The sequence below is a fragment of the Holdemania massiliensis genome, assembly GCF_022440805.1.
GTDB lineage: Bacteria > Bacillota_I > Bacilli_A > Erysipelotrichales > Erysipelotrichaceae > Holdemania > Holdemania massiliensis_A.
This window is the reverse complement of the sequence record NZ_JAKNTK010000001.1, coordinates 2,703,088-2,717,443: the sequence shown is the minus strand read 5'-3', so window position 1 is coordinate 2,717,443 and position 14,356 is coordinate 2,703,088. Positions and strand designations below refer to the sequence as shown.

Genomic DNA, 14,356 nt, shown 5'->3' with positions numbered 1-14,356 from the left:
AAATGATATCATTTCTTGTAGAGGTGGAAAGATGGAAACGTTTGAGTTATTGAGGTCCTTGCTGGCTGAAAAAGTCAAAGACGAAGTCGAAATTACACCCCGGACGAACCTCAGAGAGCTGGGCATTGATTCCGTGGATCTGGTGGAAATTCTCTTAAATTTCGAGGAAAAAATGAACCTGACCTTTGAGGATGAAGCCATGCTGAAACTGAGTACCGTTCAGGATGTGCTGGATTTGTCGCAAGAGATATCAAATTAGGAGGAAGTAGTATGTTAAAAGGTATCGCAGCATCGTCAGGAATCGCTATCGCAAAAGTGTACAAGCTCCAACAGCCGGTCTTGAATATCGAAAAGAAAGAATGTGACAGTGCGGCAGAAGTAGCCAAGTTCCAGGCAGCACTGGTTAAGACACAGGCGGATATTGAAGCGGTAAAAGCGAAAGCGGAAGGCAAACTTTCAGAGGAAGAGCTGGCGATTTTCGACGCTCATCTGATGATGGCGAACGATCCGGAACTGTCCGGACAGATCGAAGAAATGATCAAGAATGAAAGCTGCAACGCGGAGTTTGCAACAGAAACAGTTGCCAACATGATGATTTCCATGTTTGAGTCGATGGACAATGATTATTTTAAAGAAAGAGCTGCTGATGTCAAAGATGTTACTTTCCGTCTGAAATGCAACATCGTCGGTGCTGTTATTCCAGATCTGACAGCCATTAATGAGGAAGTTGTCATTGTTGCGGAAGATTTAACACCATCAGATACAGCGCAGCTGAACAAACAGTATACGCTGGGCTTTGCCACAGCGACAGGCGGACGGACATCCCATTCCGCGATTATGGCGAGAAGCTTAGAAATCCCTGCGGTGGTCGGCTGTGCCGGCATCATGGAACAGGCTGATCAGGGCGATCTCTTGATTCTGGATGCCGTTGAGGGTCAGGTTATCCTGAATCCAACGCCGGAGCAGGTAAAGGAATATGAAGCGAAAGCTGAAGCATTTAAAGCAGAAAAAGAAGCGCTGAAGGTCCTGAAAGATGCAAAGAGCGTGACCACCGATGGTCATGAAGTTGAATTGGCGGGCAATATCGGTACGCCGAAGGATGTTGAAGGTGTTCTGAACAATGGCGGTGAAGGCGTAGGTCTGTACCGTACGGAGTTCTTATATATGGACAGCGAACTGGACTTCCCAAGTGAAGACGAACAGTTTGAGGCCTATAAAACAGTCCTGGAAGGCATGGGCGGCAAGAAAGTCGTTGTCCGGACCTTGGATATCGGCGGCGATAAGAAACTGCCGTACTTCACATTCCCGGAAGAAATGAATCCGTTCTTGGGATATCGTGCAATTCGTCTGTGTCTGGACAGAACGGATATCTTCAGAACACAGCTGCGCGCATTGATCCGGGCTTCCGTTTACGGCAAGCTGTGCATCATGTTCCCGATGATCGCCACGCTGGATGAATTCCGTCAGGCCAAAGCGCTGTTTGAAGAAGAAAAGGCGAAGCTGATCAGTGAAGGCGCTGCCGTTTCCGATCATATCGAAGTGGGCATGATGGTTGAAATTCCGGCCGCTGCCGTTTTGGCAGATCAGTTTGCGAAAGAAGCGGATTTCTTCTCCATTGGTACCAACGATTTAATCCAGTATTCAATGGCTGCTGACAGAATGTCGGAAAAAGTTTCCTATCTGTATCAGCCGCTGAATCCATCCATCCTGCGTCTGGTTAAGATGACGATTGATGGAGCACATAAGGAAGGCAAATGGGTTGGCATGTGCGGTGAAATGGCCGGCGATGAACTGGCAGCACCGGTACTGTTAGGTTTGGGCCTGGATGAATTCTCCATGTCGGCTTCCAGCATTCTGCGGACCCGCAAGATGATCCGTTCCTTATCCAAACAGGAAATGGAAGTCATGGCGGAAAAAGCATTGCAGTGCGGCAATATTAAAGAAGTTACAGAATTAGTGAAAAACAGCTTAAAATAATGTAAAATAAAGAGTGGAACTCCACTCTTTATTTTATTTGTGCAGGTGATACCATGAAAAGAGTCATGTTTATTTCTTCAACCGGCGGTCATTTAACCGAGCTGCTGCAGCTTGAGCCGCTGTTTCAACGTTTTGACGCTTCGTTGGTTACGGAAAAAACGAAATCGAACGCGTCTTTAAAAGAGAAATATGGGAAAAAAATGCATTATCTGGCCTATGGGACAAAGCAGCATCTTTTGTCTTATCTATTCATTTTTGCGTGGAATATTATCAAAAGCTTCTGTCTGTTTGTTAAAATCCGGCCTGATGTTGTGATCACAACCGGGACGCACACTGCGGTTCCGATGTGCTTTATCGCGCATTTCTTCAAAAAGAAAGTGATCTGGATTGAAACCTTTGCCAATTCCACGACCCAGACTGAAGCCGGCAAACTGGTTTATCCAATTGCCGATCTGTTTATCGTTCAATGGGAATCGATGCTTGAATTGTATCCGAATGCTGTGATGGGAGGTTGGATCTTCTGATGATTTTAGTAACGTTAGGTACACAGGATAAAGCCTTCCCGCGCTTGCTGGAAGCGATAGAAAAACAGCTGGAAAACGGCACGATCACCGATGAGGTCATTGTCCAGGCCGGCTGCACAGCCTTCGCCTCAAAAAAAATGAAACTTTTTGATTTGATTCCCATGGAACAATTTGATCAGCTGCTTTCGCAATGCGATCTGTTGATCACCCATGGCGGAGTTGGGACAATCATGGCCGGTCTGCGGCTGGGCAAGACGATCATTGCGGCACCGCGGCTGGCTCAGTACCATGAACATCACAATGATCATCAGACGGAGATTGTATCCAGCTTCGAGAAGCAGGGACATCTTTTAGCTCTGCATGATTTTGACCGGCTGGATGAAGTGTTAAAGCAAGCTGAAACCTTTGTTTGCAAACCCCTTGTCAGCAACACCTCGAACATGATTGCCTTGCTTGAGGATTGGATTGAGAAACACGCTTAAGTCCAAAAAAGGAAGTAAATATTTTTAAGAAAGATTTATGGAAGCAGAAATTAGAAAACAGGGGAGGAAAGTGAATGAAGTTTTTGGCATCCGATTATGATGGAACGCTGCGGTTAGCGCCGCAGGTCGATCCCGCAACAGCCGCGCGCGTCGCGCAGTTTCAAAAGCATGGACATTGTTTCGGCATTGTGACAGGCCGGGCCCTTAATTTAATCTATGATGAAGCCCACCGCAACCAAGTGTATCCGGATGTCTTTATCTGTTCCAATGGAGCGATGATTGCGGATCGGGATAAGAACATTATTGAAGCAAAGTGGATTCCCTTTGAGCGGGGATGTGCGTTGATCGCGTATTTGAAGCAGTCGGATTTTGAATCGTTTACCTTCTGCAATGGTGAGGCCAGCGGTTATCATATCAATGAACATATTCATCAAAGTGCGCGTTCCTTGCAGCGGCGCGAGTTGTTTTTCAAAACGGTGCAGAGCGAGGCGGAGGTCTTAGCTGCGGGCCGGCTGATTTCGATGGCGGCCTGGATCGAGGACCGGCATCGGATGGCGCAAATTCAGGCAGAGATTCAGGAACAATTTGGCGATATTGTGGAAAGCTACCTCAATCGCGGAACCCTGGATATCGTCGCCAGCGGTGTTTCAAAACAGACCGGTGTGGAACAGGCGGCAGCCTGGCTGAACGCCGATGAAGTCTATGTGATCGGCGATGATTACAACGATCTGCCGATGATTGAAGGACTGAACGGCTTTGCGATGAGTTCGGGGGTGGAGGCGGCCAAAGCGGCAGCCAGTCGGCTGTTTGATACCGTTGATGATTGTCTGGATTATCTTGAATCAGGAAGGGAATAGGTCAGGCTTAAAAAGCCTAATGAGTTCCATTGAAACCAGCTCATAAAAATTAACTGGAAAGACTTCAACGGTCTGAATTGAGCGGGTCCAAAAAGAATGCTAAAAGTCTAAAAGCATTGCGATTATAAGGCTCAATCGTTAAAAAAACAGCGTGTGACCGCTGTTTTTATTTTAATATCCATATTGAATATGGAACTTTATTTGACTTGGGCTAATGCTTGGTTGACCGCTTCAATAATCGCTTTAGAAGTGACGGTAGCGCCTGAAATTGTATCGACTTCGGTTCCATTCGCTTCCATAATGGCTTTTGGCAGCTGTTCAATTGCTGGATCAGAAATGGTTTCAGATTCAGAATGTTCAAGAATCTCAACATTTGCGATCTTATCGCCATCCATTGTCACTTTAACAACAAGCTTGCCTCCCATACCGGTACCTTCACCGATATATTCATTCGCCGCGGTTTCGTAGTTGGTTTCTTTATTCAAATCAGTGACTTCACCTAATTTTGTCGGGGTAGATTCTACTTGAGGGGCCAGCGTGTATTCTGGCAAGGCTTCCTTCGCCGCAGCCGCGTTTTTACCGGCAATCTGTCCGAAGATAATGCATTCAGCCAGATTTGTTCCACCCTGATAATGCTCAGAAGTAATACCCCCCATTTCACCTGCAGAGTACAAATGCGGAATTGGATTACCGTTGACATGCAGGATTTCAGCGTTCTCATTTCGCTTTGGACCACCCTGTGTATTTAGGATTTCGGCTTTAACTGGGAATGCATAATACTTTGTTCCATCAAATGGACGCATCGTTTCTGCTTCACGATGATATTGTTCATCTGTACCCTGTTTTGCATAATCGTTAAAGTTCGTTATGGTAGCCTTGAGCTGATCCAGCTTCATGCCTGTCTTTTCAGCCAGTTCTTCCAAGGAAGAGGCTTCAACAACCTGGGAACGGAAAGCTTCAGGAATCGCTTGGGCTTCGCTAATCAGATCGGCCTGTGTCTGATCATAAACAGTCCACATTTTATCCGGGTAAATTGGATTATGCCAGGTACCATTCATATACATATGACCATGACGGACAGGCACAGATTCGTTGACGAACCGATCTCCATCCATGCCTAACAGAACCAAGGCTCCAGTGTTCAGCGGTCCCTGACTTAAAACCTGAATCTGAGACGCGCGCTGACCCTCTTCAACATAGAAGGAAACGCCGCCCAAACCGAAGCCGCCTTCATAGACATGCATATGCCACAGATCAGCCCCGACAGCCTGCGCCATCTTGATTCCATCACCGGTGTTGTATAAGCCGCCGATTGGAGCGTAGTCAGTCAGACCAATATAGTCTTGAACCATTTCCTGGTTGTCCTCAAAACCACCAGTACATAAGACAACACCGTTGAGTGCACGGATATTACTTACTTGATTGCCGCGTGTTGCTTTAATTCCGATGACTGCACCCGACATTGGATCCTGAATCAGTTCGGTTGCGGGTGTTTCAAACCAGACGTCAATTTTATCGGAGTTTTTGATAACTTGTTCTTTCAGAATCTGATATAAGTGAGAATCACTCGTTCCCATGTGGGTTGTCCACAATCCGACAGAATCTGAACCTTCAAATTCAGGATATTCCGGAGACATAACGCCGATGACTGGATAGCCTGTCCAATCAACAAAATCCTCTTTGTTTAAACCGAAGTCGTTAACTAAGGTTTCTGCCATATGGGCAACCCCGTTGACGATGGTGTCCAGCATAGCTTCCGGAACTTCCGTATCCCCCGCCAAAGCCTGATAATACTTCTTTGTTTCTTCAACATTGCCGTTGCCATAGGCAAACAGCTGACCGGCTACCTTCGAGTTGCCCCCAGCTTCCCCTTCACTGCATTTTTCGACGATCAGGACTGATGCTCCATTCTCAGCAGCCGTCTTGGCAGTGACGGCTCCGGACGCACCGAAGCCGGCGACGACGACGTCATATTCTGCGTCCCATTGAATCGTATCCGCAAACGTATACCCGCCGTTGGTATTTGGTGTTGATGTACCACCGTTGTTGGTCGCACAGGCGCCTAAGCTAATAACGCAAAAGGCTGCCGTTGCAAGTGCTAACAGCTTTTTCATTTCATTTTCCTCCCTTGATGTCAACATTTTATCATGATAAAAAATGATCATGATCTGCGAAAAACTTTGCTTTTGCAAAAATTACAGTTGTCCCTTCTGCATTTTGGAAATTCATGGTACGATTAAATCATGGAAGAGAAAAAATTATTGGAAAAAGCATCAACGGATTTTGTCCGAAATAATATGCTGATCAATTATTGCTTGTGGGATGATAAAGAATTGTTGATTGAAAGTTTTGTTAAAAACAATCAAATTCCGCTGCGGTTTGATTTAAAGGAATATTATTTCTGTATTACTGGGATTGACAAGAAATATAATCTGATCGTTGATTCTAAGATCTTTCAGCAGCAAGTGGAAGCCACACACGCGATTTATAGGGAAATTGAAAAACTGCTGGATAAAAATCATTGCCGGGGAAATTGTTTTCTGATTAAAGTTGATAATTCCAAACAGCTGGCTGTGCTGTTTAGTAAAGATGTGGATTGTCAGAAAAGTGCAGTACAGATTGGAGAAGAAATTCATCGTTATTTTCTGCAGCGTCCTCCTTATTCAACGGAAAATCAGCGCTTTGTTGCCACTTCGCTGACGGGAGCCTACCAGGGGTATGAAGGTATGCATTGGGCTTATTTAAAAGCTCGTCAGCTGAATGATCTGCATTTTTTTGAATTAAACTGCCTGGTGATCACAGAAGAAGTATTGAAACAACGAATTGATCCGGGTATTCTTGCAATCTATGAGAACTGCCGGCGGCTGCGCAACGAGCTATGTACCGGTAATCTGTCAGCTGTTTTAGAACAGGTGAATTATGTCTTCGATTATTTGATTCGTAATTCGCTGGATATGAACTGCTGCATGGCCGCGCATACCTTTGTCATGGCTATCCTGAGCTTGTTTGTTAAGGTATACGGTGTGCAGCTGGACCTTGATTTTACACCACAGGATTTTTTCTCGCTGAGTGAATATCAAAATCATTTAGAGAATCAAATTCGTCGGCTTTATCAAGACAGAGAGTGCAGCCCTTGGTATACAGCGGAAGTCCTGTTAGCGCTGGGATTTATCCATGAGAATTATATGAAGGATATTTCATTAAAATTGGTCGCGGAATACACCAATACGAATGTCAGCCATCTCAGCAGTGAATTCAATCGTCAGACCGGCCGTTCTTTACCCGATTTTATCTCGGGCCTGCGAATAGAAAAAGCCTGCAGAGATTTGGAAAAAACAACAATGACGATAAACCAAATCAGCCGTGAGGTCGGTTTCAACAGCGTACGCTACTTTACGGAAATTTTTAAAAAGTATTGCGGGAAGACGCCGATCCAATATCGTTTACAGTTCAAGCCGATAGAACCACAAGATTAATGCCATGACTTCTACTGCAAGCGGCTATAAACAGCTAAATTGAAAGAGGGAGAAAATAATGGATGAACAATTATTAGGTAAATGCGGCTATTACTGCGGCAGCTGTCCAACCTTGATTCAAGGAATCTGCCCGGGATGTTTGAAAGCCCATCGGACAGGGGATTGTTTTACCCGGGACTGCGTACTTCGTCAGGGATTAACGGCATGCGGAGAATGCCGGATTTTTCCCTGTGAAACCATCATGACCCGGCCGCGCTGTACTGTGCTGGATAAAGACTGGCTGAAGTGGAAGAAACAAACGATGCCGATAAAATAAAAATGCCCCCTGAATAAAACAGAGGGCAGAGATTTTCTCAGCATCAGATAAAAATGATGTGTTATGTTAAGCTGTCCCGTCTGAAAACAGGCGGGATTTTTGGGTTAATTCATACAAAACGCTGTTTATGCATTGCTTTCATCGTTCAAAGTGGGAAGGAATTGAAATGGCAGGGCAATCCGGCGTCAATTTCAGTTGTTTCCAACAGAAGACAGCGGCTGCGGCAAAGCCCAATCCACCGATCAGTCCGGTCAGATCCGGCCCGATCAGAGGGCTGAGAGTTCCGGCAGTCAGCAGCGCAGAGGCAGTGTAGAGGTCAATGCCGTTGAGGGAAGCATGCCATAAGGCACAGGTCCACACCGATTGGCTTTTCAGCTGCAGCCATGCCAGAATCACACCCTGTATCAAGCATAACCACAACTGCATCAGCACGCCGAGCAGCGGATGGTCGGGTCCGTAATTATAACCTAACAGGATGATAGGGGCATGCCACAATCCCCAGATCAAACTCGTCGCAAGAACCGCTCTTCTCACTCCCAGAAATTCCTGCAGGCGGGGAAGCAGCCAGCCCCGCCAGGCTAATTCTTCCCCCAGGGCTGGAAGCAGACCGCCGAAGGGATTGACAAGCATCGCAAGCAGAACCATCGGAATCAGCTGCGATCCCAGTGCCGACAGGTCAGTAATGCCATTTTTGACCGCAAAGCTGGATGCTAGCGGCTGAAAATGAGCGGGAAAGAAAAGAAAGGAAAGACCTGCACCAAGAAAGGCCAAAACGGGCGGCAGAAACCAGCTGAGGCCGTAAGTGAAAGCATTGCGCTTCAGCTGCGGCTTCAAAAACAAAGAGCGATGATCGTGGGTCAGCCGGTTAACGATCAGAACACTGAGCGCCGGGGTCAGCATCAACAAAGAAAGCAGCCGGTCATCCCGCTGAGCGGCGTATAAAATTGTAAAGAAAATCAGAAAGATCAGAGTCAGTCCGGCAAAAAGACCGAGCTGTTTTTTTGTGCCGGAAGAATGCGATAAATTCATGACGAATACTCCTTTATGAATTAAAAGCTGATGTGAAACAAGGAACCGCCAAAGCAGTCAAGACTGATCACAACCTGTCCGTCTTCAATCCAGATCGTTTGATACCAGGGCTTGGAAGAACCGGCGTTTAATGCTTGAGATCCGCCCGCAGCCAATCCGGCGCCGACCAGAAGGGAGCCACTTAAAACCAGAGCCAGCCCGAGGGCCAGGGCTTTTTTTCTGAAATTACGAATTACCATTTCTTTACCTCCTGAAAAAATAGGGACCGCAGAAACTGCGTGGTGTTGATGACCAAAGTCTTAAACAGCGGAATGGTAACGGAAGCACCCAGGGCTGTTAAAAGCAGACCGCCTAAGGCGATGACGCCGATTCCGCACTGAAGGATTCCGACGCCAAGCGAGACGCTGGCCATGACCAGCGGACTGGCGCTGATGCTGACCAGCGCGACAAACAACAGGCTGACTGTCATGACGACGCAGACAAACGGAACACATCCGGCAATCAAGAATCCGGCTAACAAAATCATTAAACCCGCAAGAAGCAAAGTTCCCCATAACGGAAAGCCCAAGATTAACAGAATGAGCGTACTGACATTGTTTAACGGCAGAGAAAACTTAAATTTCAGACTGCCGCGGTCCTCAAGAAACGCTTTAGCCAGCTGCTGCGGTGTTTCAAGCTGCGCTACAGCTTCACTTTCAGACAGCCCGTTTTCAATCCGATCCTCAATCATTTCCCGGGCATAATCGAAACAGAGGTCTTTTTCTGATTTAGGCAGCCATTTCAGCGCTTTGTTTAACGCGTCAAGATATTCTTTTTCAGTCATAGTGAACTTCTCCTTTAATAAAATCGATCACGGCCACCACCGCTTTCCAGTCATCCAGAAAATCAGTGATATGCCGGCGGCCGCTGTCAGTCAGCCGATAATATTTACGCAGCCGGCTGTTATGTTCAACAGAATAGGTCTCCAGATCATGACTGGTTTCCAGCCGCTTCAGAATTGGGTACAACGTTGATTCTGAGATCTCGATCACCTGGGATACGTCTTTGATGATTTGATAACCATAAGAATCCTGCTTGGCCAGGGCGGCCAGTACACAGATTTCCAATAAGCCTTTTTTCAGTTGACTATCCATAATTACCCCCTTACGCATTATACTATATATTACATAGTATAAGGTGTCAAGCAGTATTAGGATATTCCAACGTTTTATTTTCACTGCAGAGAACGAATCAAGAAAGAATCCGAATCTTTTGGTTTACCCCATCCTTGAACCGCGGTTGATGAAAAGCACAAAATGCACCTCATCCAGTTTTTATGCATCTTATCGTTTCGCGTGTAGAAAAGCCAGGCAGACTATGAAAGAATAAAGAAGAATGAAAGGGGAGGTTCTATGCGTGTTGTGATTCGAAATGTGACTTCACGTCAGGAAGAACAGGTGGTGCTGGAATGCGTTGCATTCACGCCGGAATTTGAAGATATCAGAAATTACTGCTTATCCAAGGAAAAATCACTGATCGGCATGACCGGAAGCACGCAGCGTCCAGTTTACTACGATGAGATTTTGTATATTGAGGCCGTGGGTGAAAAGACCTTTGCGTATACCGAAACTGGCGTCTTTGAACTGCGGACACGGTTGTATAAACTGGAAGAACAGCTGCGCAGTGAGAAATTTGTCCGGTGTTCCAAAGCGTTTCTGATCTCGCTGATGAAGGTGGAATCGATTCGTCCGGCGATCAATGGCCGTTACTGCGCACGGATGAAAAATGGCGAAGAGGTCATTATTTCCCGCCGCTATGTTCGGCAGGTAAAGCGGCAGATTAAGGAGGAACTGACATGGAATTTAAAGAATTTCTAAAAGCCCGGCTGCTTGATTTCCTATTGATTCAGGCAGGAATTACGCTGGTGATCGGTCTTCTTGGCTGGCTCTTACAGCCCACGGTTAAACTTGGTCCGATGATTTTATTTGTTCCCTTTGTCTACGCCTTTTTCTGTGTTCTTGTTTCGTTTGTAACTTATTCGAAACATGAGCTGAGCGTAAGGGCGATGGCAGGGCGGAAAGTCATTCAGTTTGGATTGATTGAGGTTGTCGTTGTGCTTGTTTCCTATGCTTTTGAGCCTTCTCTGGAAAGGTCCATGGCGGCGGTGATTATGCTGAGTGCGGCAGTCATCTGTGTCATCGTGCAGGGGATTGACTATCTGATTGCCAGGCGAGCCGCAAACGAGCTGACGGCAGAGCTGCGCTTGCTGCAGGAACGGGAAACGAGGCGAACCCAATGAAGACCGGGACGAAGAAGACGAAGTGGTTTCTTAGACCGGATGTTCTGTACCTGCTTTGCGTTTTAGGTGTTTGCTTTGGGTTGGGCTTTGCAGCTTGGCTGAGGCAGGGGGAGGCACGAATATTGATTTATGAAGGACTGCAGAAAGGATTTACCGCGTTTCCGGTTCTGGCGGCCTTAGTGACAAGGAAGATCACACAGGATCAAAGTCCGTGGCCGTTGTCTTTGAAGCTTTGGAAACGGCCTGGATTGTGGTTGTTCTGTGCTGTTATTCCGGGAATTCTGATCGTGATCGGCGCGGTTGTTTATTTTGCCCTTTTTCCGCAGACTTACAGCGGAATCTTCCGATATGGACCCCTGTTGGGAATCGAAGGCGAAGCCCCGATTCGTTCCCTTTCGGCATTTTGGCTGGTCACAGTGGCTTTGGCTGCGGTCTGCTTTCCGCTGCAGCTGCTGGAACTGGGCGAGGAGCTAGGCTGGCGCGGGTATCTTCTGCCAAAGCAGATCCAGCGTTACGGTATTCGTAAAGCTGTGCTTCTCAACAGTTTTCTTTGGGGTGCAGCGCATCTGCCTTTAATCTATTTCGGCTTTAATTACAGTCTGAATAATCCGCTGGCGCCGTCTAGCAATATGGTCATGATGATGCTGGTGTGCATGACGCTGGGGATCCTTTGCTGCTATGTCACCCTCATCAGCGGAAATTGCATGTATGCCGCGGTCATTCATGGGGTAGTTAATCTGATCGGAGAAGTCCCGGTCTTCCTTTCCGTCAGTCTGGAAAATACGCTGCTGGGCCCCAATCCTACCGGTTTGATCGGAATGCTTGGGCTGATGCTCTGCGCTCTGGTTATGTTAAGGCTGCTGAAACAAGCAGAAAATCGCCTGCCCCTGAATAAAGGCAGGAAGTGAAAAAGGGATTTTATAGGATCTTTGCTGGGCTCTTATTCGAATTTAAGTAAATCGTAATAGGCAAAAAGAGAAACGGTGAAATGATGCGGTGAACGGCATAATCTTACTATTTCTTTTTAGCATGTCTTAAACTATCCCCTTAGCCGGTTGCGTAGGTTAACGATGTTCATTCTTATCCGATGAAAAACAGCCAATCGGAGGAGAAGTTGACTGTCTGGGTCATCATAAAAATGGTAAAATAAACAGCGATGAACAAATTGAAGAGAAAATGACAGATTTCCGACTCCGTTATAAAACAAGTGAAAAAGGCCTGAATTCAAACTGGGGGAGACGAAGCGGATTATATTCCGGCCCGGATTTCAATTGATTATCAGTTATACTGCAATAACGATCAATATCTGTCGTTTGCGATTCTTTCCACCTATGTCCGGGCTCAGTCCAGTCAGACGGTTGATTGTTACAATGTGGAAGCCGGAACCGGCCGTACCTTGACGCTGATAGACTTGGCCGGAACGGATTACCAACAGCGGATTGCCCAGGAAATAAAACGCCAAATTCAAGCCAAGCCGGAGGCAGAACAGGCTGTATACAACGACGACCTGGATCGGATCTCTTTAATCGGTCCTGAACGTCTGTTTCATCTTGATCATAACGGGAATTTGATCATCGAGTTTGAAAAATGTCAACTACCCACCACCTAAAGGGAGTGGGCTTGCAACTGCCCAGTCGTAGTAACAGCTTACGCCTCCGACCTTTAAACCCCAATAGATATTGATATCTAAAGTGGCGTTACATCATAGGGTGGTTGACAGCACCCTTTACAACAAAGATTTACTCTGCTGTAACTCTATTAGGTACTTGACTATCGGCAAGATAGTGGATTCCCATACGATATAGATTCATAGCTCCAATACGGTCATCATTGGATTGATAACTACAGTTCTTGCAAGTAAACAAATGGATTTTCTTGTTACGATTCGACTTTTCAATATGTCCACATACCGGACAACACTGACTTGTATAACGAGGGTCTACTTTGAGCACAAGAGACTGATTTTGTTTTGCTTTGTAAATAAGTTTTTGTTCTAAATCGTAGAACGACCAGGATACAGATACATAACGGTTCTTTGTACGCACTCGTTCTGTGACAGAACGCACACCGCTTAAATCTTCTAAAACAAAGAGTGTATGCTTTGGGTTAGATTCCACGAGTGCCTTTGATACTTGATGGTTAAGATCTTGCATCCAACGGTTTTCTCGTGAGCCCATAGCCTTCAATCTTCGTCTGGCTGAGGGTGTCTGACGCTTTTGTAATTCTTTGCGAAGTTTAGAATATTGTGCTCTTTTTTGTTTAATCGTTTTGCCACTAACAAAACCTGATTTGTGTTGACTATCGTAAGTAGCAACAACAAAGTTAATCCCTCTGTCGATGCCAACAATATTGCAAATTTCGTCATTAGAACATTCTTCTACTTCGTAAGTAACGGGGATGTGTAAAAAATATTTACCATGCTTATTTACAAGTTTGGCTGTGCCAAAATTATAAATACTATGGTCAAAATATTGAGACATACCTTGAGCAAAATAAGGTAACTTAACACGTCCATTCAATGTATTGACTGAAAAGCAGTCATGCGTAAGAGAATAATCTCGATTCCAAACAAGGTCATATTGTGGCTTTTTAAAATTAGGTTTCATCCACTCATTCTGATTTTCAAGAATGGTTTTATATCTCGCAATAACAGTCTTTAAAACAGACTGAGCCATTTGAGATTTTAAGCCAAATCGATCTCGTAAGTCAGAATACAGTACCTTATTAAGGGCAAACTGCTTTAAGTTGTGTGTTTGGAATACATAGTTTGAAACATAATTACAAGCATCTGTATAAGCGGACATGGTAGAAGTAAGCAGTACTTTATCATCATCACTTGGAGCTATCTGTATTTTAGCTGTAACTGTAATTTGTGGCATCCGTGTCCTCCTTTCATTGATATTCCACTGAGTTAATTATAGAGCATTTATCCGTGAAAATCAATATTTTGAGGTGGATTATGGATAAGCGTATAATTGTCATAACAGACGTAAATATAGTCTAAAAGTACGTATTGTACTCGTGACAAAATATCGCAAATAATTACTTCAAGGCCATATTGCGGACGATACAAAACAAAGAACTAGGCAAGGCATAGAATTGGGAAATAATCGCTATGGAAACAGACAAAGACCCTATACATTTTCTAGTCAGCTACGATACAACAGATAGAGTATGTGATATTGTAAAAATTATTAAACAGAAAACAACTCATTATCTTTGGACTCAATATTATAATTTTCTATCTAAACACGATTGGAAGAAACGCAAATTTTGGTCTGACGGCTATTTTGCTTGTAGCATTGCAGAAGTATCATCAGCTACGAGACAAAAATATATCGAGAGCCAAGGTTAATAGTTAACAATTTACAAGGCTCCTCCCTTCGTCTAAAGACAGTGGGTTTCCGCCTACTAAAA

At 45.3% G+C, this 14,356-nt stretch carries 17 protein-coding genes and 1 pseudogene; 12 read left to right on the top strand and 6 right to left on the bottom strand.

The window, feature by feature from the left end:
- Window positions 1–31 precede the first annotated feature (31 nt).
- The 5 genes from MCG46_RS12520 to MCG46_RS12500 all read left to right on the top strand — a co-directional run bounded on the left by MCG46_RS12520 (window position 32) and on the right by MCG46_RS12500 (window position 3,840).
- Window positions 32–259, top strand: a complete 228-nt coding sequence (locus MCG46_RS12520) for a phosphopantetheine-binding protein (protein WP_020224097.1) — start codon at window positions 32–34, stop codon at window positions 257–259.
- Window positions 260–270: 11 nt separating this feature from the next.
- Window positions 271–1,977: a phosphoenolpyruvate--protein phosphotransferase gene (gene ptsP / locus MCG46_RS12515; protein WP_240280304.1), complete on the top strand. Its 1,707-nt coding sequence runs from the start codon at window positions 271–273 to the stop codon at window positions 1,975–1,977.
- 53 nt (window positions 1,978–2,030) lie between these two features.
- On the top strand, window positions 2,031–2,501 hold the full coding sequence (gene pssD, locus MCG46_RS12510) for a PssD/Cps14F family polysaccharide biosynthesis glycosyltransferase (RefSeq protein WP_240280303.1): 471 nt from the start codon (window positions 2,031–2,033) through the stop codon (window positions 2,499–2,501).
- Window positions 2,501–2,983 (top strand): PssE/Cps14G family polysaccharide biosynthesis glycosyltransferase, encoded by a 483-nt coding sequence (gene pssE, locus MCG46_RS12505; protein WP_240280302.1) that lies wholly within the window; start codon window positions 2,501–2,503, stop codon window positions 2,981–2,983. Before pssD ends, pssE begins: the two co-directional genes overlap by 1 nt.
- Before the next feature lie 74 nt (window positions 2,984–3,057).
- Complete coding sequence (locus MCG46_RS12500; protein WP_240280301.1) at window positions 3,058–3,840, top strand: HAD-IIB family hydrolase; 783 nt, start codon at window positions 3,058–3,060, stop codon at window positions 3,838–3,840.
- A 197-nt stretch (window positions 3,841–4,037) separates the two neighbouring features.
- On the opposite strand, the gene MCG46_RS12495 is transcribed toward MCG46_RS12500, so the two are convergent.
- Window positions 4,038–5,954, bottom strand: a complete 1,917-nt coding sequence (locus MCG46_RS12495) for an FAD-dependent oxidoreductase (protein WP_240280300.1) — start codon at window positions 5,952–5,954, stop codon at window positions 4,038–4,040.
- Between the two features lie 147 nt (window positions 5,955–6,101).
- On the opposite strand from MCG46_RS12495, the gene MCG46_RS12490 reads away from it, so the two are divergent.
- Window positions 6,102–7,316: a helix-turn-helix transcriptional regulator gene (locus MCG46_RS12490; RefSeq protein WP_240280299.1), complete on the top strand. Its 1,215-nt coding sequence runs from the start codon at window positions 6,102–6,104 to the stop codon at window positions 7,314–7,316.
- 58 nt (window positions 7,317–7,374) lie between these two features.
- The gene (locus tag MCG46_RS12485; protein WP_240280298.1) at window positions 7,375–7,632 is read left to right on the top strand and encodes a DUF3795 domain-containing protein; all 258 of its coding nucleotides are present in this window, start codon (window positions 7,375–7,377) and stop codon (window positions 7,630–7,632) included.
- 138 nt (window positions 7,633–7,770) lie between these two features.
- Here the strand turns inward: MCG46_RS12485 and MCG46_RS12480 are convergent, their stop codons facing one another.
- The 4 genes from MCG46_RS12480 to MCG46_RS12465 are packed head-to-tail and all read right to left on the bottom strand — an operon-like array spanning window position 7,771 to window position 9,794.
- Window positions 7,771–8,661, bottom strand: coding sequence for a CPBP family intramembrane glutamic endopeptidase (locus MCG46_RS12480; RefSeq protein WP_240280297.1), 891 nt, complete (start codon window positions 8,659–8,661; stop codon window positions 7,771–7,773).
- Window positions 8,662–8,681: 20 nt separating this feature from the next.
- Window positions 8,682–8,900, bottom strand: coding sequence for a hypothetical protein (locus tag MCG46_RS12475; protein WP_240280296.1), 219 nt, complete (start codon window positions 8,898–8,900; stop codon window positions 8,682–8,684).
- On the bottom strand, window positions 8,894–9,484 hold the full coding sequence (locus MCG46_RS12470) for an HAAS signaling domain-containing protein (RefSeq protein ID WP_240280295.1): 591 nt from the start codon (window positions 9,482–9,484) through the stop codon (window positions 8,894–8,896). Before MCG46_RS12470 ends, MCG46_RS12475 begins: the two co-directional genes overlap by 7 nt.
- Entirely contained in the window at window positions 9,477–9,794 is a 318-nt protein-coding gene (locus MCG46_RS12465) for a PadR family transcriptional regulator (RefSeq protein ID WP_020224086.1), read from the bottom strand. Before MCG46_RS12465 ends, MCG46_RS12470 begins: the two co-directional genes overlap by 8 nt.
- Window positions 9,795–10,052: 258 nt before the next feature.
- On the opposite strand from MCG46_RS12465, the gene MCG46_RS12460 reads away from it, so the two are divergent.
- The 4 genes from MCG46_RS12460 (at window position 10,053) to MCG46_RS12445 (ending at window position 12,548) form a co-directional block, all read left to right on the top strand.
- Window positions 10,053–10,517 carry a LytTR family DNA-binding domain-containing protein gene (locus MCG46_RS12460; RefSeq protein WP_240280294.1) on the top strand — a complete coding sequence of 155 codons (465 nt, stop codon included), beginning with the start codon at window positions 10,053–10,055 and terminating at the stop codon, window positions 10,515–10,517.
- Window positions 10,496–10,939: a hypothetical protein gene (locus tag MCG46_RS12455; RefSeq protein ID WP_240280293.1), complete on the top strand. Its 444-nt coding sequence runs from the start codon at window positions 10,496–10,498 to the stop codon at window positions 10,937–10,939. The genes MCG46_RS12460 and MCG46_RS12455 overlap by 22 nt, the downstream gene beginning before the upstream one ends.
- Window positions 10,936–11,847 carry a CPBP family intramembrane glutamic endopeptidase gene (locus MCG46_RS12450; protein ID WP_240280292.1) on the top strand — a complete coding sequence of 304 codons (912 nt, stop codon included), beginning with the start codon at window positions 10,936–10,938 and terminating at the stop codon, window positions 11,845–11,847. Before MCG46_RS12455 ends, MCG46_RS12450 begins: the two co-directional genes overlap by 4 nt.
- A gap of 464 nt (window positions 11,848–12,311) precedes the next feature.
- Window positions 12,312–12,548, top strand: a complete 237-nt coding sequence (locus MCG46_RS12445; protein WP_240280291.1) for a hypothetical protein — start codon at window positions 12,312–12,314, stop codon at window positions 12,546–12,548.
- A gap of 130 nt (window positions 12,549–12,678) precedes the next feature.
- On the opposite strand, the gene MCG46_RS12440 is transcribed toward MCG46_RS12445, so the two are convergent.
- The gene (locus MCG46_RS12440; protein ID WP_240280290.1) at window positions 12,679–13,818 is read right to left on the bottom strand and encodes a transposase; all 1,140 of its coding nucleotides are present in this window, start codon (window positions 13,816–13,818) and stop codon (window positions 12,679–12,681) included.
- A gap of 133 nt (window positions 13,819–13,951) precedes the next feature.
- Here MCG46_RS12440 and tnpA point away from each other — a divergent pair.
- Window positions 13,952–14,294: pseudogene (gene tnpA / locus MCG46_RS12435) on the top strand (IS200/IS605 family transposase).
- The last annotated feature ends 62 nt before the right edge of the window (window positions 14,295–14,356 follow it).

Excerpts from the sequence above, each read along its gene's own strand:
- MCG46_RS12520 (WP_020224097.1), top strand. The coding sequence starts at position 32 with ATGGAAACGTTTGAGTTATTGAGGTCCTTGCTGGCTGAAAAAGTCAAA.
- ptsP (WP_240280304.1), top strand. The coding sequence starts at position 271 with ATGTTAAAAGGTATCGCAGCATCGTCAGGAATCGCTATCGCAAAAGTG.
- pssD (WP_240280303.1), top strand. The coding sequence starts at position 2,031 with ATGAAAAGAGTCATGTTTATTTCTTCAACCGGCGGTCATTTAACCGAG.
- pssE (WP_240280302.1), top strand. The coding sequence starts at position 2,501 with ATGATTTTAGTAACGTTAGGTACACAGGATAAAGCCTTCCCGCGCTTG.
- MCG46_RS12500 (WP_240280301.1), top strand. The coding sequence starts at position 3,058 with ATGAAGTTTTTGGCATCCGATTATGATGGAACGCTGCGGTTAGCGCCG.
- MCG46_RS12495 (WP_240280300.1), bottom strand. The coding sequence starts at position 5,954 with ATGAAAAAGCTGTTAGCACTTGCAACGGCAGCCTTTTGCGTTATTAGC.
- MCG46_RS12485 (WP_240280298.1), top strand. The coding sequence starts at position 7,375 with ATGGATGAACAATTATTAGGTAAATGCGGCTATTACTGCGGCAGCTGT.
- MCG46_RS12480 (WP_240280297.1), bottom strand. The coding sequence starts at position 8,661 with ATGAATTTATCGCATTCTTCCGGCACAAAAAAACAGCTCGGTCTTTTT.
- MCG46_RS12475 (WP_240280296.1), bottom strand. The coding sequence starts at position 8,900 with ATGGTAATTCGTAATTTCAGAAAAAAAGCCCTGGCCCTCGGGCTGGCT.
- MCG46_RS12470 (WP_240280295.1), bottom strand. The coding sequence starts at position 9,484 with ATGACTGAAAAAGAATATCTTGACGCGTTAAACAAAGCGCTGAAATGG.
- MCG46_RS12465 (WP_020224086.1), bottom strand. The coding sequence starts at position 9,794 with ATGGATAGTCAACTGAAAAAAGGCTTATTGGAAATCTGTGTACTGGCC.
- MCG46_RS12460 (WP_240280294.1), top strand. The coding sequence starts at position 10,053 with ATGCGTGTTGTGATTCGAAATGTGACTTCACGTCAGGAAGAACAGGTG.
- MCG46_RS12455 (WP_240280293.1), top strand. The coding sequence starts at position 10,496 with ATGGAATTTAAAGAATTTCTAAAAGCCCGGCTGCTTGATTTCCTATTG.
- MCG46_RS12450 (WP_240280292.1), top strand. The coding sequence starts at position 10,936 with ATGAAGACCGGGACGAAGAAGACGAAGTGGTTTCTTAGACCGGATGTT.
- MCG46_RS12440 (WP_240280290.1), bottom strand. The coding sequence starts at position 13,818 with ATGCCACAAATTACAGTTACAGCTAAAATACAGATAGCTCCAAGTGAT.